The sequence below is a fragment of the Helicobacter cetorum MIT 00-7128 genome, assembly GCF_000259255.1.
Taxonomy (GTDB): domain Bacteria; phylum Campylobacterota; class Campylobacteria; order Campylobacterales; family Helicobacteraceae; genus Helicobacter; species Helicobacter cetorum_B.
This window is the reverse complement of the sequence record NC_017737.1, coordinates 1,238,408-1,264,052: the sequence shown is the minus strand read 5'-3', so window position 1 is coordinate 1,264,052 and position 25,645 is coordinate 1,238,408. Positions and strand designations below refer to the sequence as shown.

Genomic DNA, 25,645 nt, shown 5'->3' with positions numbered 1-25,645 from the left:
TATTAGTGCAAACTTTATTAAAAAGGCATTAAAATGGTAATGTTAAGTTTATAAACAAAGTCTTAATGATTTTAATGTTAATAAAGGAAGAATAAGACTAAAAAATAAATTTCATAGATATATACATCGCACTTCTATCTTGGGAAGTGGCTTTGAAATTTTTATTATAGGGCTGATACCAATCACTAGGATTAGTTTTATAGCCTTTATGCATGTTAAGAGTGTGATACTGAAGTAAAACATCAATACTAACAAAACGACTCCATTTATATCCAACATGAAAATCTGTTGTCCATTCATCAGCCCTTGGAGCATAAATATATTTACCCATAATTCCCCATAAAAATTTCTTATGCGCCCCACCGCCAAAGACATAACCTGTGATTGCATTAGGTGAGACTAAATTATCAATAAAACCATCATAAATGCTACTATCCCTAAATAAAATCGGCGTAGAGCTACCATACCAGCCAATTTTTGCATTAGCATTGCCAAAGTTTTCATAATACCCAAAGCCAAAATTATATTCATTATAATCAAAGCGTTGGTGCAAGGATAAAGAAGTCCCAAAATGCCCCAATTTAGCGTTACGCCAATAAGTATTAGCTAAGTAGGAGGCATAAATAGGGAAAAATATTACTACTTGAGTAAGCGACCTAAAACCTAGTCCCTTAAATTTTGGATTACTATCTATGTGAGCCTCTAAACCCGGTGTATTATAGACTTTTGGCGAAAAATATAAAAAAGGAGTCATGCTGAAATATTTAGTAGAGATTTTGAAATTTAAAGAATGAATGCCATAAAAAGCTACTTTATTATGATTATCATATGTAATAGGGGCATAAAAATCACGAATATATGCCCCAAAAGCTAAGGCTCTACCAAAGGAGCTAAACCACTTTAGGCTCATTATAGGTGAAATCTTATATTCTAATTCAAAGCCTTGTGTATAGCCACTCATTAAGTGCATTTTAGATAGATAACGCCCCATTTTCAAATGGAATTTATCCTTATAGTCATAGGATAAATAAGCGTTATATAGCACATAATCACGAGCATGTAAATTAGATAAAACCCTTGAATGTTTCCAAGGAGCATTACCTAAAAAGCCCCACCAGCGCCCCAAATAAAAATAAAGCTCTGAACCATAAATTTGCCCTGTAGCTTGGTCTATAAGAGTTTTGGTAGAATCATAAGCAAAAGCGCCTATCATACCCCCAATGCCAACTTTTAAGCTATGATTTTCTATTCTTTTAGGGAGTAAATTAGCATCTACTTGAAGTTTAGTGGTAATGGTTGAATAGGTTTCTGTAGGGAATATGCCCTTTTTAGAATTAATGGGTGTATGATTAAAGCCTATTTTTGAGTAAGATTCAGCTATACCAATAAATTTATAATCAAAGGCTTGCAACAAGGCATAAGAATGCAAATAGGCAATCAAACACGCTTTTTGAAAACGCAACATAAAAATCCCTCTAAGCCAATCAAGCTAGGGCGTATTGTATTACAAGTTTTCTAAAAACATCTTAAGGGCAACTTCTTAGAAACTCTAAAAGACCCAATATGTTTTTATTTTTTCATAGGTTCAAAAGAATGCCCTAAAGCCTGATAGATTTGATTAACATACTGCACTTGATTATCTTCTAAAATTTCATGGAAGTATTTCTCAAGTTTTGGGTCTAAGATACCTAAAAACATTTCCACACCAATTGCACTAGAGTAATTAACCCAATCATAGACTAAATCACTCTCTAATAATGAAGCGTATTCTACTAATTTGTCATTGCTTTCTTGCAAAGCGTTAACTATGAGTAGATTTCTTCTGTCTTTAGGTTGGACTAGGAGCAACAAAGAAGGGTTAAAATTGATTTGCGTAGAAAATACTCTTGATGGCTTATCATCTAAAAGTCCAATTTGAGAGAGAATGAGTCCGCTTTTTATGGTAGGGGTATTTAAAATTAACATAGAATCTTTAAAAAAATCTTCATCTTTTTTAAAGCCCTTAGAAAAGCTTGTCGCACGCCTATAAGAAATATTTTCTTGATATTTTACATGAATTTTTAGACTCTCTACTACCTGCCTTAAATGCTCTCCCATAATTCCATCATCATCATATTCAATAATGGGGGCATTAAGATTGATATAAGGGAGTAACATTTTTAATTGCTCTTTATAGTCAATCCCTCCAAAATATAAGCGCTCTGGAAGTGCTTGGTTGGCTTGTGTTATTTCTAATTGTGTTTTATGCACACTTGGCACATAAGTAGGGATACTAATGCTAGTTTTTTTAAGTAAATTCTCCACCCCATTTTTAGTAAGTAGGGCAATCACAAAAGGATATTTTGCTTTTTCAATTTCTTGATAAGCTCTAAATAATTGGTCTGGGTCTTCTTGGTCGCTATCAAAGACTTGCACTCTAAAATCCCCTTCTTTGGTATTTAGGTATGCTAGAATGCTATTAAGGACTGAAATCGCATAACGCCCCACAACAGCCTTTGGTAAAAGCACAGCAATATCAGCTTTAAGCTCCCATTTATCTTTGTGTGAGGCATTAGATATGACATAGGGGGGATTGAGCTTATTGATAATTTCAAGGTAATAAGCCTTTAGGGCTTTATCTTGGGTGCGATAATCATACTTAGACACAAAAGAAAAAACCTTATTTTGTCGCATAAGAGTTCTTAAGCATTCTAAAGAGCAAGGGTGTGCTCTAAAAACTTGTTGGTGTGCTGGGGGCAAGGGGGAGAATAAATAGCTTTTTGCACTCAAAGGTGTTGCTACTAAGAATGCTAAGCAAGCACTAAAAAAGTGTTTTGAAAATAAGGTTTTAAACATCAATGGCATTTTTCTCTCTAATTGAAATTAAATTCCTAATCTATAGGCAGTAGAAATTATAGGCTAAATTGCCTTTAATTTCCATGCACCATTACTTTTAAAAGCTGTGATTTTACCCTATTTTAGAATAACAATTTTATTTTTAGTTATAATATTTAAAAACTTATAGGAAAAACTTTGAGTTCTAAGAAATTGACGCATTTTGTTAGCTGTGCGGGTTGAGCGGCCAAAGTAGGTCTGGAAGACCTAGCACATTTAATGGCTAATCTCAAACAAACTGATGACAAAAATTTATTGGTGGGCTTTAAAGAAAGCGATGATTGTGGGATTTATCGCTTAAGAGATAATACGCTTTTAGTGCAAAGCGTGGATTTTATCACACCTGTTGTAGATGATGCTTTTATGTATGGACAAATTGCGGGTGCGAATGCACTGAGTGATGTTTTTGCTAAAAGAGCTAAAGCAATAACGGCTATGAGCTTGCTTATGTGGGATAAAGAGCATTTAGAAGCCATAGATATTCAAGCCATTTTAGAAGGGGCTCAAGCTAAGCTAGATGAGGCTAAGTGTGCTTTAGTAGGGGGGCATAGCATAGTGGATAAAGAGCAAAAATACGGACTGAGTGTAACAGGCATTATAGAAGATGGGATTTTTTGGCGCAATAATGGTGCTGTAGTAGGCGATAGCATTATTTTAACTAAACCTATAGGAAGTGGGATACTTACCACCGCATTAAAAAGGGGCTTAATGGAGTATTCTAGCTCTTTAGAAGTGGTGCAATCTATGGCGAGTTTGAATTTAAGAGCTAAGGAAATTGCTCAAAAATTTGAAGTGAGAGCTTGCACCGATGTAACAGGGTTTGGGCTTTTAGGGCATTTAAAAGAAATGCTAAATAGCCACATCTCTATTGAAGTGATGGCTAAGGAAGTGCTTGTATTTGATAGGGCTATAGAATTTTTAGAGCAAGAAGTAGTTCCTATGGGAAGTAGGAAAAATAAGGAATTTTTAAGCCCTTTTGTTAAATCTCATTTTAAGGGGAATGATTTGATTTTTTATGACGCTCAAACTTCAGGAGGCTTACTCATTGCCTTAAATGAAAAAGATGCTAAAGAATTGCTCAAACAACTTGTAGATAATGACATTCAAGCAAGCATTATCGCACAATGTGTTAAAAAACAAGATATCCCTCTAAAGCTTTTATAAAATAATAGAGTATAAGCACACTTAAACTTAGGTTCTTAGGGTGCTTTATGCTATACTTTCTAAAATAAACCTCCTAGAGTAAAGAATTAAATTTAAGGTATTAAATTAGAGCAATGAAAGCTTTTTTGAAGAAATTACTGACACTCAAGTATTTTAGAGTGAAATTATTATGGGTTGCGTTATCTTTAAATGTAATATTAAATGCTACCTCTACAGAAGATATTATCAATCAATCCCAATCAAGTCTTTCAAATTCTTTTCCAAGTTTGGTGGGTGAGCAACTTTTATGGGGGAATAAACTCACGCTTTTAGGTTTTTTGGAGCGCAATAAAATACCCCAAAAGCTATATTATAATCTGAGCTCTCAAGATAAGGAATTGAGTGCTGATATTCAAAGCAATGTTACTTACTATACCTTGAGAGATGAAAACAACACGCTTATTCAAGCGCTCATTCCTATTAGCCAAGATTTGCAAATCCATTTATATAAAAAAGGGGAGCAGTATTTTTTAGATTTTATTCCTATTGTCTATACTCGTAAGGAAAAAACTTTGATTCTTTCGTTGCAAAATTCTCCTTACCAAGATATTGTCAAAGCGACTAATGACCCCCTTTTAGCTCATCAACTCATCAATGTGTATAAAAAAAGCGTGCCATTTAAGCGCCTAGCAAGGAATGACAAAATTGCAATTGTCTATACAAGAGATTATCGTGTAGGTCAAGCATTTGGACAGCCAGCTATCAAAATGGCAATGGTTGGCACTCGCTATCATAATTATTATGTTTTTTCTCATTCAAATGGTCGTTACTATGATTCAAAGGCAGAGGAAGTAGCTGGATTTTTACTAGAAACTCCTGTGAAATACACTCGCATTTCATCATCATTTTCTTATGGTAGGTTTCACCCTATTTTAAAAGTTAAACGACCCCATTATGGCGTGGATTATGCGGCTAAAAAAAGCACTTTAGTGCACTCAGCTTCTGAGGGGCGCATAGGTTTCATAGGCGATAGAGGGGGTTATGGAAAAATGATTGAAATCAATTATATGGGTGAGTTGCGATTAGTCTATGCTCATATGAGTGCTTTTGCTAAGGGGTTAAAAAAGGGCTCATATGTAAGAAAGGGGCAAGTCATAGGTAGGGTTGGAAGCACTGGTATGAGCACAGGACCTCATCTGCATTTTGGAGTGTATAAAAATTCTTTACCTATCAATCCTTTAGGGCATATTCGCACCACTAAGAGCAAATTGCATGGCAAACAAAAAGAGGCTTTTTTAGAAAAAACTAAACTCTCTAAACAAACCTTAGAAAAAGTGTTTAAAGACCATTCATTTGATAAGCAGTCTTATTATCTCTTGGAGGGATTTTAATGTCATATTTTAAAGACTCTCTCTCTCAAGTTTCAGCTATTAGTGGCGTGCATTTAGAGCCTTGTTTAGATTCTTTGTATATCCAACAAAAACGCATGCACTATAATGAAGAAGGCATAAAAAAGACTTGGGATATTATTAACTCTTTAGATAGTGTGGCTATTTTGCTTTATGAGTTGCAAACTGATTGTTATATAATCGTGCGTCAATTTCGCCCAGCTATTTATGCACGCAATCTTAATCATCAGCAAGAACTAGATGGTTACACTTATGAATTGTGTGCAGGACTCGTAGATAAACCCAATAAGAGTTTAGAAGAAATCGCTTGCGAAGAAGTGCTAGAAGAATGCGGTTATAAAATTGAGCCTAAAAATTTAGAAAATATAGGTAATTTCTATAGTGCTACAGGCGTGAGTGGGAGCTTGCAAAAAATCTATTATGCCAAGGTTTCGCAAGATTTGAAAGTCTCTAATGGAGGGGGGATTGATATGGAGCGTATTGAAATATTGCACCTTAAAAGAGTCAAAGCCCTTGATTTTATTATGGATTTTCAATACCCTAAGACTACCGGATTAAGCTATGCAATTTTATGGCATTTAAAACAATTTGATATGACTTGCAAGTCAAAGGATTTTTAAAATGATAAGTCGTTTATTTGGATTATTTTTTTTAAGTTTTAGTTATTTATTTTCAGCCTCTTGGCAAGAGCCGTTAAAGGTTAGTATTGATTTTGTAGATGTGCCTAAAAAAATCGTGCGTTTTCCTGCGTATGATTTGCAAGTGGGGGAGTTTGGTTTTGTAGTAACCAAGCTATCTGATTATGAGATTGTTACTTCTGAAGTATTAGTAGTTGCTGTTGAAAATGGCGTAGCTACAGCACGCTTTAAGACTTTTGATTCTATGAAACAACGCCACTTGCCTACCCCAAGAATGGTTGCCAAAAAGGGTGATTTGATTTATTTTAGACAATTTAATAACCAAGCGTTTTTAATCGCTCCTAATGATGAGATTTATGAACAAATCAAAGCAGAAAATCCTGATACTAATTTTATTAGCCCTGATTTATTAGTTATTCATCTTAATGGGTTTGACCCAAAAGCTGCCTCTTTGAAAAAGGCTTGCAATGCTTATAGTGTAGGAGTTTTATACATTGTAACTACCAATACGCTTAATATTTTAGATTGCCAAAGTTTTGAATTTTTAGAAAAAAGACCTTTTGACACTTCTAGGGTTGGCAAAACTGCTGTGCCTTTCTTTTCTAGGGTTGAGGGGGTTGATGTAGGGACTTTAGGAAAGCTCTTTTCTGGAAGTCAAGCCAAGCATTATTTTGTCTATTATGACATGCTCTTAAAAAAGGAAAAACGCAAAGAAACAAGAATGGGATACAAAGAAATAAAAATTGATAGCCAAGAAAAAAAGCGTGAAGATAATCAAGGGGCTTTAAAAATACAAGAAAAAGCCACTTCAAAAGAACAAACACTCCAAAAGAAAGAAGATAAACATCTTTTAAGAGAAGAAAAGCGCAAAGCTAAAGCTGAAAAAAGAGCCAAAGAGCTTGAAGAGAGAGAAAAAGAACAAGAAGAGCAAGATGAAAGAGAGCTTGAAGAAAGAAGAAAAGCCCTAGAGGCAAGTAAAAGGCAACAATAATGTTAGCCAAACAACATCTTAAATATTTTAAAAATTTAGTGGGGGAAGAGGATTTTTTTACTGATGATGCCCATTTAAACGCTTATGCTTATGACGCTACCAAAGAGCGTTATTTACCAGATGGCGTGATTTTTCCTAAAAATGAGCAAGAAATTAGCCACATTTTAAAATATTGTAACGAGCATAGAATTATTGTTGTGCCAAGAGGGGCTGGGAGTGGTTTTACAGGTGGGGCATTAAGCGTGAGTGGGGGACTCATTTTAAGTGTAGAAAAGCATTTGGATAAAATCTTGGAGATTGACACTAAAAATTTAATCGCACGAGTAGAACCCGGTGTGATTAACAAGCATTTTCAAAACGAAGTGGAAAAATTAAATTTGTTTTACCCCCCAGACCCAGCGAGCGAAAATCAAAGCACCTTAGGGGGGAATGTCGCAGAAAATGCCGGTGGCATGCGTGCAGCAAAATATGGCATTACAAAGGATTATGTCATGGCCTTAAGAGTGGTGTTAGCTAATGGTGATATTATTCGAGCGGGTAAAAAAACGATTAAAGATGTTGCAGGCTTTAACACAACAGGCTTGATGATTGCAAGTGAGGGGTGTTTAGGCGTGATTAGTGAAATTACTTTAAAACTTTTAGCTAAACCGCCCTTAAAACAAAGTGCAATGGGAGTTTTTAATCATATTGATGATGCTATGAATGCGGTCTATAAGACTATGAGTAGTGGTGTTACACCTGTAGCTATGGAATTTTTGGATAATTTGAGTATCAGGGCTGTTGAAGAAAGGTTTTCTAAAGGTTTACCCAAAGACGCAGGGGCGATACTCATTACTCAAGTTGATGGTGTGGTTAAAGAGCAAATTCTATGGCAACTCAATGAAATAGAAAAGCATTTTAAAGCCAATGGTTGTATAAATTTTAAAACCGCTCAAAATGAACAAGAAGAGCAAGATTTGTGGTTTGCGAGGCGTAATGCATCTCAAAGTATTAGTATTTATGGCAAAAAGAAGTTGAATGAAGATGTAACCGTTCCAAGGGCTAGCTTACCAAGTTTATTAAAAGAAGTTGCAAAGATTAGTGAAAAATATGGCTTTAAAATCCCTTGCTTTGGTCATACAGGCGATGGCAATGTGCATGTGAATGTTATGGTAGAAAATCCTGAGAGAGATTTAGAAAAAGGCCATCAAGCTATGGAAGAAATTTTTCAAGTAGCTGTCAGTTTGGAAGGGACTTTAAGTGGGGAGCATGGTATAGGATTGTCTAAGGCTAAATTTATGCCCCTAGCTTTTAATGAGCAAGAAATGCAATTTTTTAGAACGATTAAAAAAGCCCTTGACCCAAACAATATTTTAAATCCTTTTAAAATGGGGTTGTGAGAGAATATTCAATTTTAAAAGGAATTTTTTTATACTTTTAATAAAACCTTAGTTTAAAAAATAAAGGGAATATTATGCTATCTCACTATTACTTCAAAACCCCAAAGAGCTTTCCTTTAGCGTATTTGCATTTGTGTGCTAATGATAGCCACTTATTGAGATTAGATTTTGATATAACAAATTTCTCTCACAACACTACCATTAATACCCCACTAAAACTAAGCATTCAAGCTTTGGAGCGTTATTTTTTAGGACAACTTTTTGAATTCAATTTGCCTTTAGATTTTGTAGGAACTTCTTTTCAAAAGCAAGTTTGGAATGCGTTATTAACGATTCCATATGGTGAGACAAGAAGTTATGATGAAATCGCAAAGCTCATTGATAATCCTAAATCTTGCAGGGCTATTGGTAATGCTAATCATAATAACCCTATTTCGTTGATTGTGCCTTGTCATAGAGTGGTGCGTAAAAATGGTAGTTTAGGCGGATATGGTGGAGGAGTAGAAATTAAAAAATGGCTATTAGATTTTGAAAAAAAGAATCTTAAAATGCAATAACCAAACCAAAAAGATTAAATCCTAACTATTGCAAAAATAAAGATTTTTAACGCAAACAACTAAAAAATAACATCATTCTTTTCAATCTAATCTCTCACAAAATTTATTGTTGGTATTGGTATGCAAAAAAAGCGATGTCAATTAGGCGGTTAGAATAACCCCACTCATTATCATACCAAGCCATAATTTTTACCATATTTTTTAGTGTAAAGGTTAAATCTAGGGCAACAACTACGCTATGGGGGTTGGAGATAAAATCAGAACTCACTCTTTCTTTCAAATCTATATCTAAGATATTTTTTAAATGACCTTTAGATGCCTCAATAAAAAGAGTATTAATCTGCTCTTTGGAGGCTACTTTTTGAAGTTGCAAACTCAAATCTATCATGGAAACATCAATTGTTGGAACTCTCACGCTATGTCCATGCATTTTGTTCTTAAGATTGGGTAAAACCTTATGTAGGGCTAGAGCAGCTTTTGTGGTAGTTGGGATAATATTATTTGCAGCGGCACGAGAGCGGCGTTTATCTTTTTTGTGCGCACTATCCATTAAATGCTGGTCGCTTGTATAGCTATGAATGGTGGTTAGCATGCCTTCTTGAATGCCAAATACCTCATCAATAAGCCCACAAATAGGCGCAATAGCATTAGTGGTGCATGAGGCATTAGAAAAAATAGATTGATTTTTATAAATAGTATGGTTTATGCCATAGACTAGAGTAGGGTATTTATTTTCATCATATTCATTGATAAAGGGTGCTGAAAGCACAACTTTTTTAGCTCCAAGCTCTAAATAATGCTCTAAAAGCTTTGGCTCTAAAAATTTCCCTGAACATTCTATTAAAACATCTACATCCTTTAAGTCTAAGTTTTCTATAGAATTGTAGGTAGGAATTTCCAAAGAGCCTATTTTAAGCTTATTGTTGCTATGGCTCACCTCTTGAAAAAATAATTGATGGGTGCTGTCATGTTCTAAGAGATAAGAGAGGATTTCCCAATTAGCAGGGTCATTGATACCCGCAATTTCAATTTGAGGGGCTATTAAAGGCGTATTATGAAAATTATAATAGCGCTCTATAATAGCACGCAATACACATCTTCCAATGCGACCAAATCCGTTGATAAATATTTTCATGTGTAATTAATATCCTAATCTCATCAAATTTTTTCTTAATTTGAGGGCGTTTTATTGGTATTTTACTACATTTTGTGTTATTATATTTGACCTTTTTAATAGGGATTAGTCCAAACTGATTTTTAAATTGAAAAATGAGGAGCTTATTATGGCGTTATATGATAGAGCAAACTCTCATAATATGTATGAAGAGAGTTTATTAGGCGCAACACATGAAAGCGAATTAGTAAATTTTGTTAAAACTACTTATAAGTTTTTTGCTGGTAGTTTGTTACTAGCGACTATTGGAGCGTTGCTAGGGTTAATGAATTTTCAAGCAGTAGTGCAGTATAAATGGGCGTTTTTTATCGCTGAAATTGTGGCATTCTTTGGCTTGATGTTTTCTAAATCTAAGCCCGGATTAAATTTATTCATGCTTTTTGCTTTCACTTCACTTTCTGGGGTTACTCTAGTGCCACTACTAGGTATGGTCATTGCAAAAGCAGGTCTAGGGGCAATTTGGCAAGCACTAGGCATGACTACAATCGTATTTGCCCTAATGAGTGTCTATGCCTTAAAAACCAAAAACGACTTAGCCAACATGGGCAAAATGCTCTTTATTGCGCTTATTGTAGTTGTGGTATGTTCGCTCATTAACTTGTTCTTGGGTAATTCTATGTTTCAAGTTGTTATTGCTGGAGCGAGTGCAATTTTATTTAGCCTTTATATTGCTTATGACACTCAAAACATTGTTAGGGGTATGTATGATAGCCCTATTGATGCGGCTGTAAGCTTGTATTTAGATTTTTTAAATGTTTTTATCTCTATCTTACAAATTATTGGTATTTTTGGTTCAGATAGAGATAGATAGCCTTGAAATTAGCTCGCTTATTAGACGCTAATATCAATCGCCTTAAGGAGGGGGTTCGTGTTATAGAAGATTTAGCTCGTTACATCTTAAATAACGAGAATCTTTCCAAGCGCTTAAAAATTTTGCGCCACCAAGCTTTATTAAACAATTATTCTTTGTGCTTAGAGGCACGAGATGTTAATAATGACCCCCTAAAAACCACCATGACCATAGAGCTTGAGAGAGAAAATATCCAAAGCATGCTAGTATCTAATTTTAAGAGAGCCCAAGAGAGTGCTAGAGTTTTAGAAGAATGTTTGAAACTTGAAGAAATTAAATCTTATGGCAATAGTGAAACTTTTAAACAAATACGCTATGAGCTCTATATTTTAGAAAAGGAAGTTTTTCTCGCTCTTATTGAAAATAAATAAATTCTAAGGATTGATTATGCCTAAACGCACCGATATTTCTAATATTCTACTTATAGGTTCAGGTCCTATAGTTATTGGACAAGCTTGTGAGTTTGACTACTCAGGGACTCAAAGTTGTAAGACCTTAAAATCCTTGGGTTATAGAGTTATCTTAATCAATTCTAATCCCGCCACCGTGATGACTGACCCTGAATTTTCGCATAGAACTTACATTCAGCCTATTACCCCAGAAAACATTGCAGAAATCATTAAGAATGAAAAAATTGATGCCATTTTACCCACAATGGGTGGACAAACCGCTTTAAATGTGGTCTTAGAAATGCACAAAAGGGGCATGTTAGAAGGCATAGAGCTTTTAGGGGCTAAGATTGATGCGATTAAGAAAGGCGAAGACAGACAGGCTTTTAAAGAGGCTATGCTAAAAATTGGCATGGACTTACCTAGGGGGCGTTATGCCTACACAGAATTAGAAGCCTTAGAAGCGATTAAAGAAATTGGCTTTCCAGCCATTATTAGAGCGAGTTTCACTCTAGCTGGCGGAGGGAGTGGGGTAGCTTATAATATTGAAGAGTTTCAAGAATTAGCTAAGAGTGCCTTAGAAGCATCGCCCATTAGTGAAATTTTGATTGAAGAGTCCTTGCTAGGGTGGAAAGAATATGAAATGGAAGTCATACGAGACAGCAAGGATAATTGTATTATTGTGTGCTGTATTGAAAATATTGACCCCATGGGCGTGCATACCGGCGATAGCATAACGATTGCTCCTAGTCTCACTCTAACTGATAAAGAATACCAACGCATGCGAGATGCAAGCTTTGCGATTTTAAGAGAGATTGGCGTAGATACCGGCGGAAGCAATGTGCAATTTGCTATCCATCCAGAAACTTTAAGAATGGTTGTGATTGAAATGAACCCACGAGTAAGCCGAAGCTCTGCCTTAGCATCAAAAGCGACCGGTTTTCCTATCGCAAAAGTCGCAACCATGCTTGCAGTGGGCTTTAGCTTAGATGAAATCAAAAATGATATTACCAACACTCCAGCGAGTTTTGAGCCTAGTTTGGATTACATTGTGGTTAAAATCCCCCGCTTTGCGTTTGAAAAATTTGCCGGCGTTTCAAGCACTCTAGGAACTTCTATGAAAAGCATTGGCGAAGTGATGGGAATAGGGGGGAATTTTTTAGAAGCCTTACAAAAGGCGTTATGCTCTTTAGAAAATAATTGGCTAGGGTTTGAATCTTTAAGCAAAGATTTAGAGAGCATTAAAAAAGAAATCCGCCGACCAAATTTCAAGCGATTACTTTATATCGCTGATGCGTTTAGATTGAAAGTTTCTGTTGATGAAGTTTTTGAATTGTGTCAGATTGATAAGTGGTTTTTACACCAAATTCAAAAGCTAGTAGAAGTAGAAGAAAGCATTAATTCTAGCGTTTTAACTAACGCTTTAAAATTAAGAGAGCTTAAAAACTTAGGTTTTAGCGACGCTAGAATTGCAACCAAAATTAGAGAGAATGAAAATTTAGAAATAAGTGCGTTTGAAGTGGAATTAGCTAGAAAGACTTTACAAATTACGCCTAATTTTGAAGAAGTGGATACTTGTGCAGCGGAGTTTTTATCGCTCACGCCTTATTTATATTCTACCTATACCCCTAATGTTTTAAAACAAGCCCCCATTCAAAAAAATAGAGAAAAGAAAATTCTCATCATAGGTTCTGGACCTAATCGCATTGGTCAAGGCATTGAGTTTGATTATTGTTGCGTGCATGCAAGCTTTGCTTTAAAAGATTTAAACATTCAAAGTGTTATGCTTAATTGTAATCCAGAAACCGTAAGCACTGATTATGATACAAGCGATACACTTTATTTTGAACCCATTCACTTTGAGTGCGTGAAAGCGATTATAGAAAGAGAGCATGTAGAAGGTATTATCGTGCATTTTGGGGGACAAACGCCCCTAAAACTCGCTAAAGATTTAGCTAAAATGCAAGCCCCTATTATTGGCACGCCTTTTAAAGTGATTGATATTGCAGAAGATAGAGAAAAATTTTCACTCTTTTTAAAAGAGCTTAATATCAAACAGCCTGAAAATGGCATGGCAAAGAGTATTGATGAAGCTTATAGTATTGCTAATTTGATTGGTTTTCCTATCATTGTGCGTCCTAGCTATGTGCTAGGGGGGCAATATATGCGAACTTTAGAAAACATTGAAGAGTTACGCCATTATTTAGAAAATGTTACGCATTCTTTAGAGATTAGCCCTAAAAATCCGCTTTTAATTGATAAGTTTCTAGAAAAGGCGATTGAGTTAGATGTAGATGCCATTTGTGATAAAAAAGATGTCTATATTGCGGGCATTTTACAGCATATTGAAGAAGCAGGCATTCATTCAGGCGATTCGGCGTGCTTCATTCCTTCAACCCTAAGTTCTAAGATTTTAGATGAGATTGAACAAACCACTGCAAAAATCGCCCTTCATTTAGGTGTAGTGGGGCTATTAAATATTCAGTTTGCTGTTTATAATGATTCGCTTTATTTGATTGAAGTTAATCCTAGGGCAAGTAGGACGGTGCCATTTTTGAGCAAGGCTTTAGGCATTCCTTTAGCTAAAGTGGCTACTAGGGTTATGGTGTTAGAAGACTTACAAGAGGCTCTTAAATTTTATGATAAAAAGGGTATTGTGGAGTATTCTAAGGGAGTTTATAAACCTAAAATGCCAAATTTTGTGGCTTTAAAAGAGGCGGTTTTTCCTTTTAACAAACTCTATGGAGCAGATTTAATTCTAGGGCCTGAGATGAAAAGCACGGGCGAAGTTATGGGAATTGCGAGTTCTTTAGGGCAGGCATTTTTTAAGGCTCAAATGGCTTGTTTTAACCCTATTAAAAACAAGGGGCTGATTTTTGTTTCCATAAAAGATAAAGACAAAGAAAAAGCATGCGATTTATTGAAACGCTTAGTTGAATTAGGCTTTGAATTATGCGCTACAGAAGGCACGCATAAAGCCTTAGAAAAAGCCGGAGTAAAGTCTTTAAAAGTGCTTAAAATCTCAGAAGGCCGCCCTAATATTATAGACTTAATGATGAATGGAGAAATCAGTATGGCGATTAATACGAGCGATAATAAATCTCAAGGCGACGCCAAACTTATCCGCACTTCTGTGCTTAAAAATCATGTGAGTTATTTCACGACTTTAAGCGCTGTAGAAGTCTTACTCTTAGCGTTAGAAAAAGGTTCTAAAGAAGATAAATTACTAGCCTTACAAGATTATTTAGGGTAATATGGCATTAGTGTATTTAGCCCAAAGCGATACAACTATCGGATTGCTTTCTAAAGATAGTATAAGGCTTAATGTTCTAAAAAAACGCCCTAAAGATAAAAGCGTTTTAATAGAAAGCTATGATTTTAGCACCTTAAAAAGCTTGGTGCGTGTGCCTAATAAGTTTAAAAATTTTATTAGAAGAAGTGCAAAAACGACTTTTATTTACCCTAATTTTAAGGCTGTTCGTGTGGTTAGTGGTAGGCATAGGGATTTTTTAAAGCGTTTTAAAACGCTCTATAGCACTTCGGCTAATCTCACTCAATGCGCTTATGATAAAAAGATTGCTTTCAAACTTGCTGATGTAGTCATAAGCGATGAAAGGGGCTTATTTGAAAGCACTAGTTCTAAGATATTTAAAATCTATAAGCATAAAAAAGTGAGAGTGAGATAAAAGCTTAATGATAAAACATTATTTTTTATTAGAAAGTTAATCATGTTTCCTAGGCTATGGCTTAACTTTTCAACTTTTATATGGGTTGTTTTGGTGTATGTATTAAATAATACAGAAAGTATTAATAATAGCAATGGATTTCCTTATTATTACGCTGTTATCGTGCTTATTGTAGCTGTTTTAGTGAGTTTTTTATTGTTGCTATTTTGGATTAAAAAAGCCACTAAAGACCCTGAACATGAACAAAACCCTATTGCAATACGCAATGTAATACAAAAGATTTATCCTATCCATAGCGAACAAATACCGGCATTTTTTGCTATTTGTGTGGTTGCTTTTAGCATGAAATCTTATGAAAGTTATAATGGTTGGGTGTTTCTTGGTATCACTCTCTTTCTTTTTCTCTTATTTATGTTGCATAATGTGAGTTATCTTAACCCCATATGGTATTGCCTTTCTTATCGTGTGTATAGAGTTGAGAGTTTAAGAACAAATTATATTTTTATTATGCATAAAAACATATATGACATTATATACAAAGAGTTAAAAGGGCTATATGATGAAGAAAATAAAGAATTTGATGAAGAAAATAAAGAATTTGATGAAGAAAATAAAGAATTTGTAATTTTTCGTGTGGGATTAGACAAACACACTTGGTTTATTTTAGAAATCAAAGAAAAAAAGGAAAATCATCATGTTAGATAATGGTTTAAGAGCATTTGTGAAACAAAAGGATAAAATCAAAGTCGCTTACAAAATAGGCATTAAAGATTCAGAAAATTTAAAAGAAAATGCGTTCTTTACAGAAATTGATTTGAATACTATTACAGCAATTGAGTTTAAAGGGAATGAAGACTTTTTTCCTAAAGAAAGCCATGAATGGCTTGTGATTAAAGATAGTGATTTGAAAGATAGCAGTTTATCTTTTTTTAAACGCATTAAAGAGTGTTTAAAACAATGCGATAATGCTAAACCTAATTTTAAGGATTTAAGTTTTTTAGCCTTTGTTTATAATAAGTCTATATTAAACATTCAAAAAATAACCCCCAAGTATAAAATTGAAAAGCGTTGGTTTGCATGGCTTGATTTCAATGGGGACAAAGTACAATATCAATGTAATCTGTATGAAAATGGTATTGAGCTAGGAAATTCTGTTGATGCAATTATTGATTTAAGGGAAAATGCGATTTATTTTAAAAAATTTGAAATTCTAACAGCATTAGATAAGGATTTTATAGAGTATTACAAAGAAGCCACAGAGGACGAGCTAAATACATTCACTAAGGAAATTAAAACCTTAGGTTTTGAAATAACTATGGATTATAAAGATATTAAGCCATTAAATCTTAAAAAAATCAATCTTTTGCTGAAAAAAGATGAAAAGAACAGCAATAAGAGCAAATTAGATATTTTTTGTGATTTTTATGATGATTTTAAAAATTATGCTAGGAATTTTAAAAGCCCCCTGTATGCAAATGAACAATTTAAACCCTTAAAAGAAAATAAAGATATTACGGAGCTATTAAAAATACTCAATGAAGATTATTATATGACCTATATTACTAAGAAAAAGCGTGCGACTAATTCTAGCGTTGCTATTTAAGTAATATAATAAATACATTAACAGCATTCTTAATTATGCTACAATGCTTGTTTTGAAATGAAAGGGCAATATTAACAATGAACTTTTTAGAAAAAGTATTAGACAATCAAGTAACTGACCCTAAAGAATTGGTTAAGCTTTATGACTATGATTTATACACACTAGGCGAAGTGGCTGATAATTTGCGACAAAATTTGCATCAAAAAATCGTGTATTTTAATGTTAATAGGCATTTAAATCCTAGCAATATTTGTGCAGACGCTTGCAAATTCTGTGCGTTTTCAGCTCATAGAAAGAACCCTAACCCCTATGAAATGAGCTTAGAAGAAATTGTAGAAAAGGTTAAAAGTTCCTATGCTAAGGGGATTAAAGAAGTTCATATTGTAAGCGCTCATAACCCTAACTACTCTTATGAATGGTATTTAAAGGTTTTTGAAACCATTAAACAAGAAATGCCACATTTACATTTAAAGGCAATGACAGCGGCTGAAGTGAATTTTTTAAGCACTAAATTTAATAAGCCTTTTGAATTAGTTTTAGAAGATATGCTAAAGGCTGGGGTGGATTCAATGCCTGGAGGGGGAGCTGAAATTTTTGATGAAGAAGTTAGGCGAAAAATTTGTAATGGAAAAGTCAGCTCTACTAGGTGGTTAGAAATCCATGCCTATTGGCACAAACTAGGCAAAATGAGTAATGCAACCATGCTTTTTGGGCATATTGAAGATAAAGTTCATCGCATAGACCATATGCTAAGATTAAAAAACATTCAAAGCCCCAAAGTAAAAGTAGAGAATAAAGAAGGGGGTTTTAATGCGTTTATCCCCTTACTTTATCAAAGAGAAAACAACTATTTGAAAGTAGAAAAATCTCCTAGTGCGATAGAAATCTTAAAAACAATAGCCATATCTCGCATTCTTTTAAATAATATCCCCCACATTAAGGCTTATTGGGCGACCTTGGGCTTAAACTTAGCTTTAGTGGCTCAAGAATTTGGCGCTAATGATTTAGATGGCACGATAGAAATAGAGAGTATCCAAAGTGCCGCTGGAGCTAAAAGTAGGCATGGTTTAGAAAAAGAAGATTTAATCCATCAAATCAAGGATGCGGGGTTTATTGCGGTAGAAAGGGATAGTCTGTATAATTTTATACAGAAATTTTAGAATTTTTTAGATTGTTTAAGACTAGGTCGGCTATAATAGCATAAGAGTAACAATTTAAGTCAAACCTATTTAAGGAAATCACAATTAAAAAAATCATTCTGACATCTCTTATCTTTGTGTATGGAAGTGTTAGTGCTAAAGCAATAGAGTCTCAACCAAGCCCAATCAGCGCTAATTCTTTATTGCAGGGCGATAGTTCAAGCGCTCCAATCCCTAAAGAAGAAAGAGTCAAATCTATCTCTTATGTGGGACTCTCCTATATGTCTGATATGCTCGCCAATGAAATTGTAAAGATTCGTGTAGGCGATATTTTAGATTCCAAAAAGATAGATACCGCCGTCCTAGCTTTGTTTAATCAAGGGTATTTTAAAGATGTTTATGCCACTTTTGAGAATGGCATGCTAGAGTTTCATTTTGATGAAAAGCCAAGAATTGCTGGTGTAGAAATCAAGGGCTATGGGAGCGAAAAAGAAAAAGAAACGATTAAATCACAAATGGGAATTAAAAAGGGCGATACCTTTGATGACCAAAAATTAGAGCATGCTAAAGCAACCCTAAAAGCCGCCTTAGAATCTCAAGGCTACTATGGGAGTGTGGTAGAGGCTAGAAAAGAAAAGGTCAGTGAGGGAGCGTTTTTAGTGGTATTTGATGTGAATAAAGGAGGGAGTATTCATATTAAACAATCTATTTATGAGGGTAGTGCTAAATTAAAACATCGTGTGATTGAATCTCTAAGCGCAAACAAGCAACGAGACCCACTAGGTTGGCTATGGGGCTTAAATGACGGAAAATTACGCCTTGACCAGCTAGAGTATGATTCTATGCGTATTCAAGATGTCTATATGCGTAGGGGCTTTTTGGACGCTAACATTTCTTCGCCTTTCTTAAAAACTGATTTTGCAACTCGTAACGCTCAATTACATTACAAGGTAAAAGAAGGGATTCAATACAGAGTTTCAGATATTCTCATAGAGATTGATAATCCTGTTGTGCCACTAGCTAAACTTGAAAAAGTGCTTAAAATTAAGCGAAAAGATGTGTTTAACATTGAGCACTTAAGAGCAGATGCGCAAATTTTAAAAACCGAAATAGCGGATAAGGGTTATGCGTTTGCAGTCGTTAAGCCCGATTTAGATAAAGATGAAAAAAATGGTTTGGTAAAAGTCATTTATCGCATCCAAGTGGGCGATATGGTTTATATCAACGATGTGATTATTTCAGGCAATCAACGCACAAGCGATAGAATTATCAGAAGAGAGCTTTTACTAGGCCCTAAGGACAAATATAGTCTAAGCAAGCTTAGAAATTCAGAAAATTCTTTAAGGCGTTTAGGGTTTTTCTCTAAAGTTAAGATTGAGGAAAAAAGGGTCAATAGCTCACTTATGGATTTATTAGTGAGTGTGGAAGAGGGGCGCACCGGACAACTACAATTTGGTCTAGGCTATGGCTCTTATGGAGGTCTTATGCTTAATGGCTCAGTGAGTGAAAGAAATCTCTTTGGAACCGGTCAGTCTGTAAGCTTGTATGCGAATATCGCTACCGGTGGGGGGTATCGCTATCCGGGCATGCCAAAGGGTGCGGGGCGCATGCTTTCAGCAAATGTAAGCTTAAGAAATCCAAGAATCTTTGATAGTTGGTATAGCTCTACTATTAATGTATATGCAAACTATAGAGTAAGCTATCAGTATGTCCAACAAGGCGGGGGTTTTGGTGTAACTATAGGGCGAATGCTAGGTAATAGAACCCATGTAAGCTTAGGGTATAACTTGAATGTTACCAAGCTTATTGGCTTTAGTAGCCCTTTGTATAACAGATATTATTCTTCTAAAAGTGAGGTTATTGTCCCCTCACGACCATATTGTAGCTTTGCTGGCATTATTAATACTGGTGTTGGAAAAGATGGAGAATGCCCCAAAGGATATAATAAAGAACATACTCAACCCATAACAGGAATTTGGGATAGAGATTACCATACGCCTATTACAAGCTCTTTCACTTTTGATTTGGGCTATGATAATACCGATGATTACTATTTCCCTAAAAATGGTGTGATTTTCAATTCCTATGTAACTATGGCAGGCTTACCAAGTGCTGGTGGCATTAATTCTTGGAATGGGCTAGGGGGGAATGTGCGTAACACCAAAGTTTATGGCAAATTCTCTGCGTATCATCATTTGCAAAAATACTTGCTCATAGACTTGATTGCTCGCTTTAAAACCCAAGGGGGCTATATCTTTAGATACAACACACAAGATTACTTGCCTATGAACTCCACATTCTACATGGGGGGTGTAACCACGGTTAGAGGCTTTAGGAATGGCTCAGTTACTCCTAAAGACCCTTATGGCTTATGGCTTGGTGGTGATGGAATTTTCACCGCCTCCACAGAATTAAGCTATGGCGTTTTAAAAGCAGCCAAAATGCGTTTGGCATGGTTTTTTGACTTTGGTTTCCTAACTTTTAAAACCGATAAGAGATATAATGAACTCTATAATGCTAGTGGGCAACTCCAAAGATTTGGTTTTTGGCAAAACGCTCCTAGAACTACAGCAAACTTTACAGATTATGGTGTTGTAGGGGCTGGATATGAGCATGCGACTTGGAGAGCCTCTACAGGCTTACAGATTGAATGGATTTCGCCTATGGGACCTTTGGTGTTGATTTTCCCTATTGCATTCTTTAACCAATTTGGTGGCACAAAAAGCGATGGTAAGCCTTGTAAAGGTCTTTGCTTTAATCCGGGCATGGAAGATTACACCCAACGCTTTGAATTTTCTATGGGAACGAGGTTTTAACATGCGAGTGAGTAGAGAAGATTTGTTGGATTTAATGCAAAACGCTCCCTTAAAAGAGCTAGGTCAAAGAGCGCTAAAAATCAAAGAGCGCTTACACCCTGAAAACTTAACCACCTTTATTGTGGATAGAAATATCAATTACACGAATATTTGTTTTGTAGATTGTAAGTTTTGTGCGTTCAAACGCACTTTGAAAGAAAAAGATGCTTATGTATTAAGCTATGAAGAAATTGATAAAAAGATTGAAGAATTAATCGCTATTGGAGGCACGCAAATTCTCTTTCAAGGGGGGGTGCATCCACAGCTAAAGATTGATTATTATGAAAATTTAGTCAGCCATATTTCACAAAAATTCCCTAGCATTACCATTCATGGTTTTAGTGCGATTGAAATTGATTATATTTCTAAAATCTCTAAATTGTCTTTAAAAGAAGTTTTAGAAAGATTAAAAAATGCGGGCTTAAGCTCAATTCCCGGAGCAGGAGCAGAAATACTAAGCGATAGGGTGCGTGATGTGATTGCTCCTAAAAAGCTTAGTAGTGATAGGTGGATTGAAGTGCATAAAACAGCGCATCTTTGCGGGATTAAAAGCACGGCTACAATGATGTTTGGAAGCGTGGATAATGATGAAGATGTAGCGGAGCATTTAACAAGGGTGCGTAATCTTCAAGATGAAACAGGGGGGTTTAGGGCGTTTATTTTATGGAGTTTTCAGCCCAATAACACCCCTTTAAAAGCAGAAATCCCTAGTTTAAGAAAGGCTAGTTCTAATCGCTATTTGCGTTTGTTAGCTTGTAGTAGAATCTTTTTAGACAATATTATAAATATTCAAAGTTCTTGGGTTACGCAAGGTTCTATGGTGGGTCAATTAGCCTTATTGTTTGGAGCCAATGATTTAGGCAGTGTGATGATGGAAGAAAATGTCGTTAAAGCTGCTGGAACAAGCTTTTGCATGGACGAACTAGAAATGGTCAATCTCATTAGAGATATAGGGAGCATTCCAGCTAAGCGCAATACGGCCTATGAAATCTTAAAGCGCTACCCTATTAAAGAAAAGGCACACGCATGAAAAAACTTTTTATTATTTTATTGTTAGGAGCTGTCATGGGATTGCAAGCAAGCGCTTTGACACATAAAGAAATTAATCACACTAAAGTCCCTGTGATTTATGAAGAAAACCATTTATTACCTATGGGATTTGTGCATTTGGTATTTAGGGGGGGCGGTAGCCTAGGAGATAAAGAAAAGCTAGGTTTAGCTAAGTTATTTTCTCAAGTGCTTAATGAGGGGACTAAAGAGCTTGGCTCAGTGAAGTTCGCTCAACTTTTAGAGCAAAAGGCCATTAATTTAAGCATAGATTCTAGTGAGCAAGATTTGCAAATCACTTTAGAATTTTTGAAAGAATATGAACAAGAGGCTATCAAGCGTTTGAACGAGCTTTTGAAATCGCCTAATTTCACCCAAAATGCTTTAGAAAAGGTGCAAACTAGAATGTTAGCCGCCCTTTTACAAAAAGAAAGCGATTTTGATTACATGGCTAAGATTGCCCTAAAACAAGAGCTTTTTTTTAACACCCCCTTAGCTAACCCTACTTTAGGCACAAAAAAAAGCCTTCAAAGCATTAAGCTAGATGATTTAAAAGCACAATTTGCTAAGGTCTTTGAATTAGATAAGCTTGTTATTGTGTTAGGAGGGGATTTAAACATAGAGCAAACCCTTAAGCACCTAGACAATGCGCTTAATTTCTTACCCAAAGGCAAGGCTTATGATGAGCCTTATTTTCAAACAAGCGACAAAAAGCAAGAAAAAATCCTTTACAAAGATACTCAGCAAGCCTATGTGTATTTTGGCGCACCTTTTAAAGTGAAAGATTTTAAACAAGATTTAGCTAAGGCTAAAGTGATGATGTTTGTGCTTGGGGGGGGCTTTGGCTCAAGGCTTATGGAAGAAATTAGAGTTAAAGAGGGCTTGGCTTATAGTGTGTATATGCGTGCTAATCTTTCTAAAACAGCGCATTTTGCTGGGGGCTACTTGCAAACGAAGTTAAGCACACAAGCTAAAAGCATAGCACTTGTTAAAAAACTTGTTAAAGAATTTATAGAAAAAGGTATGACTAAGCAAGAACTAGATGATGCTAAGAAGTTTTTATTAGGCTCTGAGCCTTTGCATAATGAGACTTTATCAAGTCGCTTACGCACAAAATTCCACAATTTCTATTTGGGGCTACCTTTAGATTTTGATAAAACGATGTTAGAGCAAATTAGAGCCTTAAATTTAGATGAAATCAATCAGTTTATTAAGTCTCATACTGAGGTGAATGATTTGAGCTTTGCCATTATTAGCAATAAAAATTCTCAAAAATCTTCACATGCTAATCATTAAGGATAATTAATGCAATTTGAAACCGTGATTGGATTAGAAGTCCATGTGCAATTAAACACTAATACTAAGATTTTTTGTGCTTGCTCTACAAGCTTTGGGGAGTCTCCTAATAATAATACTTGTCCGGTATGTTTAGGCTTACCCGGAGCTTTACCGGTATTAAATAAAGAAGTGGTGAAAAAGGCTATCCAATTAGGCACAGCCATTGAGGCTAAGATTAATCAAAATTCTGTTTTTGCACGAAAAAACTATTTTTACCCCGATTTGCCTAAAGCTTATCAAATCTCACAATTTGAAATCCCTATCGTAAGTGAAGGAAAATTAGAGATTGAAACAGAGCATGGCAATAAAATAGTGCGTATTGAAAGAGCGCATATGGAAGAAGATGCGGGTAAAAATATCCATGAGGGGAATTATTCTTTAGTGGATTTGAATCGTGCTTGCACCCCACTATTAGAAATTGTGAGTAAGCCTGATATGTCTAGTGCTACAGAGGCAGTTGCCTATCTTAAAAAGCTCCATGCAATTGTGCGTTTTATTGGTATTTCTGATGCGAACATGCAAGAGGGGAATTTTAGATGCGATGCGAATGTGTCTATTAGACCCAAGGGCGATGAAAAGCTTTATACTAGAGTAGAGATTAAAAACCTTAATAGTTTTAGATTTATTCAAAAAGCGATTGAATATGAAGTAGAGCGCCAAAGCGAGGCGTGGGAAAATGGGCGTTATAATGAAGAAGTAGTTCAAGAAACACGCCTTTTTGACACCACAAAGGGCATTACAATTTCTATGCGTGATAAGGAAGAATCTGCTGATTATCGCTACTTCCCTGACCCTGATTTATATCCTGTGTTTATTGATGAGACCCTTTTAAAAGAGGGGCAAAAAATCAATGAATTACCAAGCGCTAAAAAAGCTCGCTATGTAAAAGATTTTGCTATTAAAGAAGATGACGCAAACTTGCTTACAAGCGAACCTCTATTAGCAGAGTATTTTGAAGATATGCTAAAACTTGGAGCTAAAGTCAAAACAAGCGTAACATGGTTATGTGTGGAATTATTAGGGCGCTTGAAGGCTGAGACTACTTTAGAAAATTGTGGGATTACTTCTTTAATGCTAGGCACTTTAGCTAAACGCATTGATGAGGGCAAGATTTCTGGAAAAAGCGCTAAAGAATTGCTAGATAAGCTTATGGAACTTAAGGGTGGTGATGTAGATACTTTAATCGCTGATTTAGGCTTGGCACAAGTGGGCGATGAAAGCGCTATTTTAAAGGTGGTAGAAGAAGTTTTGCAACTCAATGCTGATAAAGTTATGGAATACAAAAGTGGCAAGGACAAGCTCTTTGGATTTTTTGTAGGACAAGCGATGAAAAATCTCAAAGGGGCTAATCCTAGTGTTGTGAATGCCATTTTGAAAGAGAAATTAAACACATGATAAAAATCCTTTCTTATTTTTCTTGGTTCTTGGTGTTTTTTGAGATTATTTATGCAACACCTAGTCATGAAGTTGAGGCGATTGAGGGTAGAAAACCAGAGCGCAACTTGGATAAAAAAATCCGCCAAGAGATGAAAAATAAAGCAAGAGTTGAAGTCCATCATGTTGAAATTGGCGCTAAAAAGGATGCCAATACTAAAGATAGCACTTCTTCTAATGCTAAAAAGGATACTAAGAAAGGCGCTAGTAACAATACAAAAGAATCTAAAGAATCTAGTGGTAAAGACAAAGCAAATAATTTTAAAGAAGACAAGCAAGAAAACTCTAATTCTCAATTTAATTCTATTTTTGGTAATTCTAATAACACAAAACCTAAAACACCTGAAGATAAGGTAGTAGGGGGGATTTCACTCTTAGTCAATGGCTCACCTATCACTCTCTATCAAATCCAAGAAGAACAAGAGCGCTCTAAAGTCTCTAAACAACAAGCACGAGACCATCTCATTGCAGAACGCATTAAAAACCAAGAGATTGAGCGCTTAAAAATCCATGTAGATGATGACAGATTAGACCAAGAAATGGATATGATAGCCAGACAGCAAGGCATGGATTTGGAGCGCTTTAAGCAAATGCTTATGAGTGAGGGGCAATACGCTAATTATAGAGAGCAAATGAAAGAGCATTTAGAAATGCAAGATTTATTACGCAATATCTTGCTTACCAATGTAGATACTAGCTCTGAAACCAAAATGCGTGAATATTATAACAAGCACAGAGAACAATTTAGTGTTCCTAGCGAAGTAGAGACAATTCGCTACACTTCCGAACATCAAGAAGATTTAGAAAAGGCTATGGCAGACCCAAATTTGCAAATTCCGGGTGTTAGCAAAACTGATGAAAAAATAGATATGAAAACCCTAAACCCCCAAATCGCTCAAGTTTTCATCACGCACCCAAAAGGTTCTTTTACACCCATTATGAATGGTGGTGGAGGGCAATTCATTACCTTTTATATCAAAGAAAAGTTAGGTAAAAATGAAGTGAGTTTTAGCCAAGCCAAGCAATTTATTGCGCAAAAATTAGTAGAAGAATCTAAGGATAAAATTTTAGAAGAGCATTTTGAAAAATTGCGTGTTAAAGCCAAAATTGTCATTATTAGAGAATAGCGAGTTTGTTTA

19 protein-coding genes and 2 pseudogenes are annotated in these 25,645 nt (G+C 35.4%); 18 read left to right on the top strand and 3 right to left on the bottom strand.

The window, feature by feature from the left end; all coding sequences use genetic code 11:
* Nucleotides 1-97: 97 nt before the first annotated feature.
* The gene (locus tag HCW_RS05825; RefSeq protein ID WP_014661299.1) at nt 98-1,465 is read right to left on the bottom strand and encodes an outer membrane family protein; all 1,368 of its coding nucleotides are present in this window, start codon (nt 1,463-1,465) and stop codon (nt 98-100) included.
* A 104-nt stretch (nt 1,466-1,569) separates the two neighbouring features.
* On the bottom strand, nt 1,570-2,844 hold the full coding sequence (locus HCW_RS05820) for a DDE transposase (RefSeq protein ID WP_052306441.1): 1,275 nt from the start codon (nt 2,842-2,844) through the stop codon (nt 1,570-1,572).
* 225 nt (nt 2,845-3,069) lie between these two features.
* On the opposite strand from HCW_RS05820, the pseudogene selD reads away from it, so the two are divergent.
* The 6 genes and pseudogenes from selD to HCW_RS05790 all read left to right on the top strand — a co-directional run.
* Nucleotides 3,070-4,038, top strand: a pseudogene (gene selD / locus HCW_RS05815) (selenide, water dikinase SelD); the annotation flags it as partial.
* A 113-nt stretch (nt 4,039-4,151) separates the two neighbouring features.
* Nucleotides 4,152-5,408 (top strand): peptidoglycan DD-metalloendopeptidase family protein, encoded by a 1,257-nt coding sequence (locus HCW_RS05810; protein ID WP_014661296.1) that lies wholly within the window; start codon nt 4,152-4,154, stop codon nt 5,406-5,408.
* Nucleotides 5,408-6,046, top strand: coding sequence for a hypothetical protein (locus HCW_RS05805; protein WP_014661295.1), 639 nt, complete (start codon nt 5,408-5,410; stop codon nt 6,044-6,046). The genes HCW_RS05810 and HCW_RS05805 overlap by 1 nt, the downstream gene beginning before the upstream one ends.
* Before the next feature lies 1 nt (nt 6,047).
* Nucleotides 6,048-7,043: pseudogene (locus HCW_RS05800) on the top strand (plasminogen-binding N-terminal domain-containing protein); the annotation flags it as partial.
* 11 nt (nt 7,044-7,054) lie between these two features.
* Complete coding sequence (glcD, locus tag HCW_RS05795) at nt 7,055-8,434, top strand: glycolate oxidase subunit GlcD (protein WP_014661293.1); 1,380 nt, start codon at nt 7,055-7,057, stop codon at nt 8,432-8,434.
* Nucleotides 8,435-8,505: 71 nt separating this feature from the next.
* The gene (locus tag HCW_RS05790; protein WP_043902650.1) at nt 8,506-8,991 is read left to right on the top strand and encodes a methylated-DNA--[protein]-cysteine S-methyltransferase; all 486 of its coding nucleotides are present in this window, start codon (nt 8,506-8,508) and stop codon (nt 8,989-8,991) included.
* Between the two features lie 103 nt (nt 8,992-9,094).
* Here the strand turns inward: HCW_RS05790 and gap are convergent, their stop codons facing one another.
* Entirely contained in the window at nt 9,095-10,126 is a 1,032-nt protein-coding gene (gene gap / locus HCW_RS05785) for a type I glyceraldehyde-3-phosphate dehydrogenase (protein WP_014661291.1), read from the bottom strand.
* Between the two features lie 148 nt (nt 10,127-10,274).
* Between gap and HCW_RS05780 the strand changes: the two genes are divergently transcribed.
* The 12 genes from HCW_RS05780 (at nt 10,275) to HCW_RS05725 (ending at nt 25,633) form a co-directional block, all read left to right on the top strand.
* The gene (locus tag HCW_RS05780) at nt 10,275-10,976 is read left to right on the top strand and encodes a Bax inhibitor-1/YccA family protein (RefSeq protein WP_014661290.1); all 702 of its coding nucleotides are present in this window, start codon (nt 10,275-10,277) and stop codon (nt 10,974-10,976) included.
* Between the two features lie 2 nt (nt 10,977-10,978).
* Nucleotides 10,979-11,386, top strand: a complete 408-nt coding sequence (locus HCW_RS05775) for a hypothetical protein (RefSeq protein WP_014661289.1) — start codon at nt 10,979-10,981, stop codon at nt 11,384-11,386.
* A 16-nt stretch (nt 11,387-11,402) separates the two neighbouring features.
* Nucleotides 11,403-14,657, top strand: a complete 3,255-nt coding sequence (gene carB, locus HCW_RS05770; RefSeq protein WP_014661288.1) for a carbamoyl-phosphate synthase large subunit — start codon at nt 11,403-11,405, stop codon at nt 14,655-14,657.
* 1 nt (nt 14,658) lies between these two features.
* Nucleotides 14,659-15,090, top strand: coding sequence for a hypothetical protein (locus HCW_RS05765; protein WP_014661287.1), 432 nt, complete (start codon nt 14,659-14,661; stop codon nt 15,088-15,090).
* Between the two features lie 93 nt (nt 15,091-15,183).
* On the top strand, nt 15,184-15,795 hold the full coding sequence (locus HCW_RS05760) for a hypothetical protein (RefSeq protein ID WP_014661286.1): 612 nt from the start codon (nt 15,184-15,186) through the stop codon (nt 15,793-15,795).
* Entirely contained in the window at nt 15,785-16,693 is a 909-nt protein-coding gene (locus HCW_RS05755) for a hypothetical protein (RefSeq protein WP_014661285.1), read from the top strand. Before HCW_RS05760 ends, HCW_RS05755 begins: the two co-directional genes overlap by 11 nt.
* A 77-nt stretch (nt 16,694-16,770) precedes the next feature.
* Nucleotides 16,771-17,853 carry an aminofutalosine synthase MqnE gene (gene mqnE, locus HCW_RS05750; RefSeq protein WP_014661284.1) on the top strand — a complete coding sequence of 361 codons (1,083 nt, stop codon included), beginning with the start codon at nt 16,771-16,773 and terminating at the stop codon, nt 17,851-17,853.
* Between the two features lie 164 nt (nt 17,854-18,017).
* Nucleotides 18,018-20,648 (top strand): outer membrane protein assembly factor BamA, encoded by a 2,631-nt coding sequence (gene bamA, locus HCW_RS05745; protein WP_043902807.1) that lies wholly within the window; start codon nt 18,018-18,020, stop codon nt 20,646-20,648.
* Nucleotides 20,620-21,717 carry a dehypoxanthine futalosine cyclase gene (locus HCW_RS05740; RefSeq protein WP_043902647.1) on the top strand — a complete coding sequence of 366 codons (1,098 nt, stop codon included), beginning with the start codon at nt 20,620-20,622 and terminating at the stop codon, nt 21,715-21,717. The genes bamA and HCW_RS05740 overlap by 29 nt, the downstream gene beginning before the upstream one ends.
* The gene (locus HCW_RS05735) at nt 21,714-23,030 is read left to right on the top strand and encodes a M16 family metallopeptidase (RefSeq protein ID WP_014661281.1); all 1,317 of its coding nucleotides are present in this window, start codon (nt 21,714-21,716) and stop codon (nt 23,028-23,030) included. Before HCW_RS05740 ends, HCW_RS05735 begins: the two co-directional genes overlap by 4 nt.
* A gap of 9 nt (nt 23,031-23,039) precedes the next feature.
* A complete protein-coding gene (gene gatB / locus HCW_RS05730) occupies nt 23,040-24,467 on the top strand; it encodes an Asp-tRNA(Asn)/Glu-tRNA(Gln) amidotransferase subunit GatB (RefSeq protein WP_014661280.1) in 1,428 nt (475 codons plus the stop codon).
* Nucleotides 24,464-25,633, top strand: coding sequence for a hypothetical protein (locus HCW_RS05725; protein ID WP_014661279.1), 1,170 nt, complete (start codon nt 24,464-24,466; stop codon nt 25,631-25,633). Before gatB ends, HCW_RS05725 begins: the two co-directional genes overlap by 4 nt.
* Nucleotides 25,634-25,645: the final 12 nt, after the last annotated feature.

What these genes read in the sequence shown, in the direction of transcription:
- gap (WP_014661291.1), bottom strand. Translation starts at nt 10,126, where the DNA reads ATGAAAATATTTATCAACGGATTTGGTCGCATTGGAAGATGTGTATTG.
- HCW_RS05735 (WP_014661281.1), top strand. Translation starts at nt 21,714, where the DNA reads ATGAAAAAACTTTTTATTATTTTATTGTTAGGAGCTGTCATGGGATTG.
- HCW_RS05765 (WP_014661287.1), top strand. Translation starts at nt 14,659, where the DNA reads ATGGCATTAGTGTATTTAGCCCAAAGCGATACAACTATCGGATTGCTT.
- HCW_RS05825 (WP_014661299.1), bottom strand. Translation starts at nt 1,465, where the DNA reads ATGTTGCGTTTTCAAAAAGCGTGTTTGATTGCCTATTTGCATTCTTAT.
- mqnE (WP_014661284.1), top strand. Translation starts at nt 16,771, where the DNA reads ATGAACTTTTTAGAAAAAGTATTAGACAATCAAGTAACTGACCCTAAA.
- glcD (WP_014661293.1), top strand. Translation starts at nt 7,055, where the DNA reads ATGTTAGCCAAACAACATCTTAAATATTTTAAAAATTTAGTGGGGGAA.
- HCW_RS05755 (WP_014661285.1), top strand. Translation starts at nt 15,785, where the DNA reads ATGTTAGATAATGGTTTAAGAGCATTTGTGAAACAAAAGGATAAAATC.
- HCW_RS05820 (WP_052306441.1), bottom strand. Translation starts at nt 2,844, where the DNA reads ATGCCATTGATGTTTAAAACCTTATTTTCAAAACACTTTTTTAGTGCT.
- HCW_RS05810 (WP_014661296.1), top strand. Translation starts at nt 4,152, where the DNA reads ATGAAAGCTTTTTTGAAGAAATTACTGACACTCAAGTATTTTAGAGTG.
- gatB (WP_014661280.1), top strand. Translation starts at nt 23,040, where the DNA reads ATGCAATTTGAAACCGTGATTGGATTAGAAGTCCATGTGCAATTAAAC.
- HCW_RS05780 (WP_014661290.1), top strand. Translation starts at nt 10,275, where the DNA reads ATGGCGTTATATGATAGAGCAAACTCTCATAATATGTATGAAGAGAGT.
- HCW_RS05805 (WP_014661295.1), top strand. Translation starts at nt 5,408, where the DNA reads ATGTCATATTTTAAAGACTCTCTCTCTCAAGTTTCAGCTATTAGTGGC.
- carB (WP_014661288.1), top strand. Translation starts at nt 11,403, where the DNA reads ATGCCTAAACGCACCGATATTTCTAATATTCTACTTATAGGTTCAGGT.
- HCW_RS05725 (WP_014661279.1), top strand. Translation starts at nt 24,464, where the DNA reads ATGATAAAAATCCTTTCTTATTTTTCTTGGTTCTTGGTGTTTTTTGAG.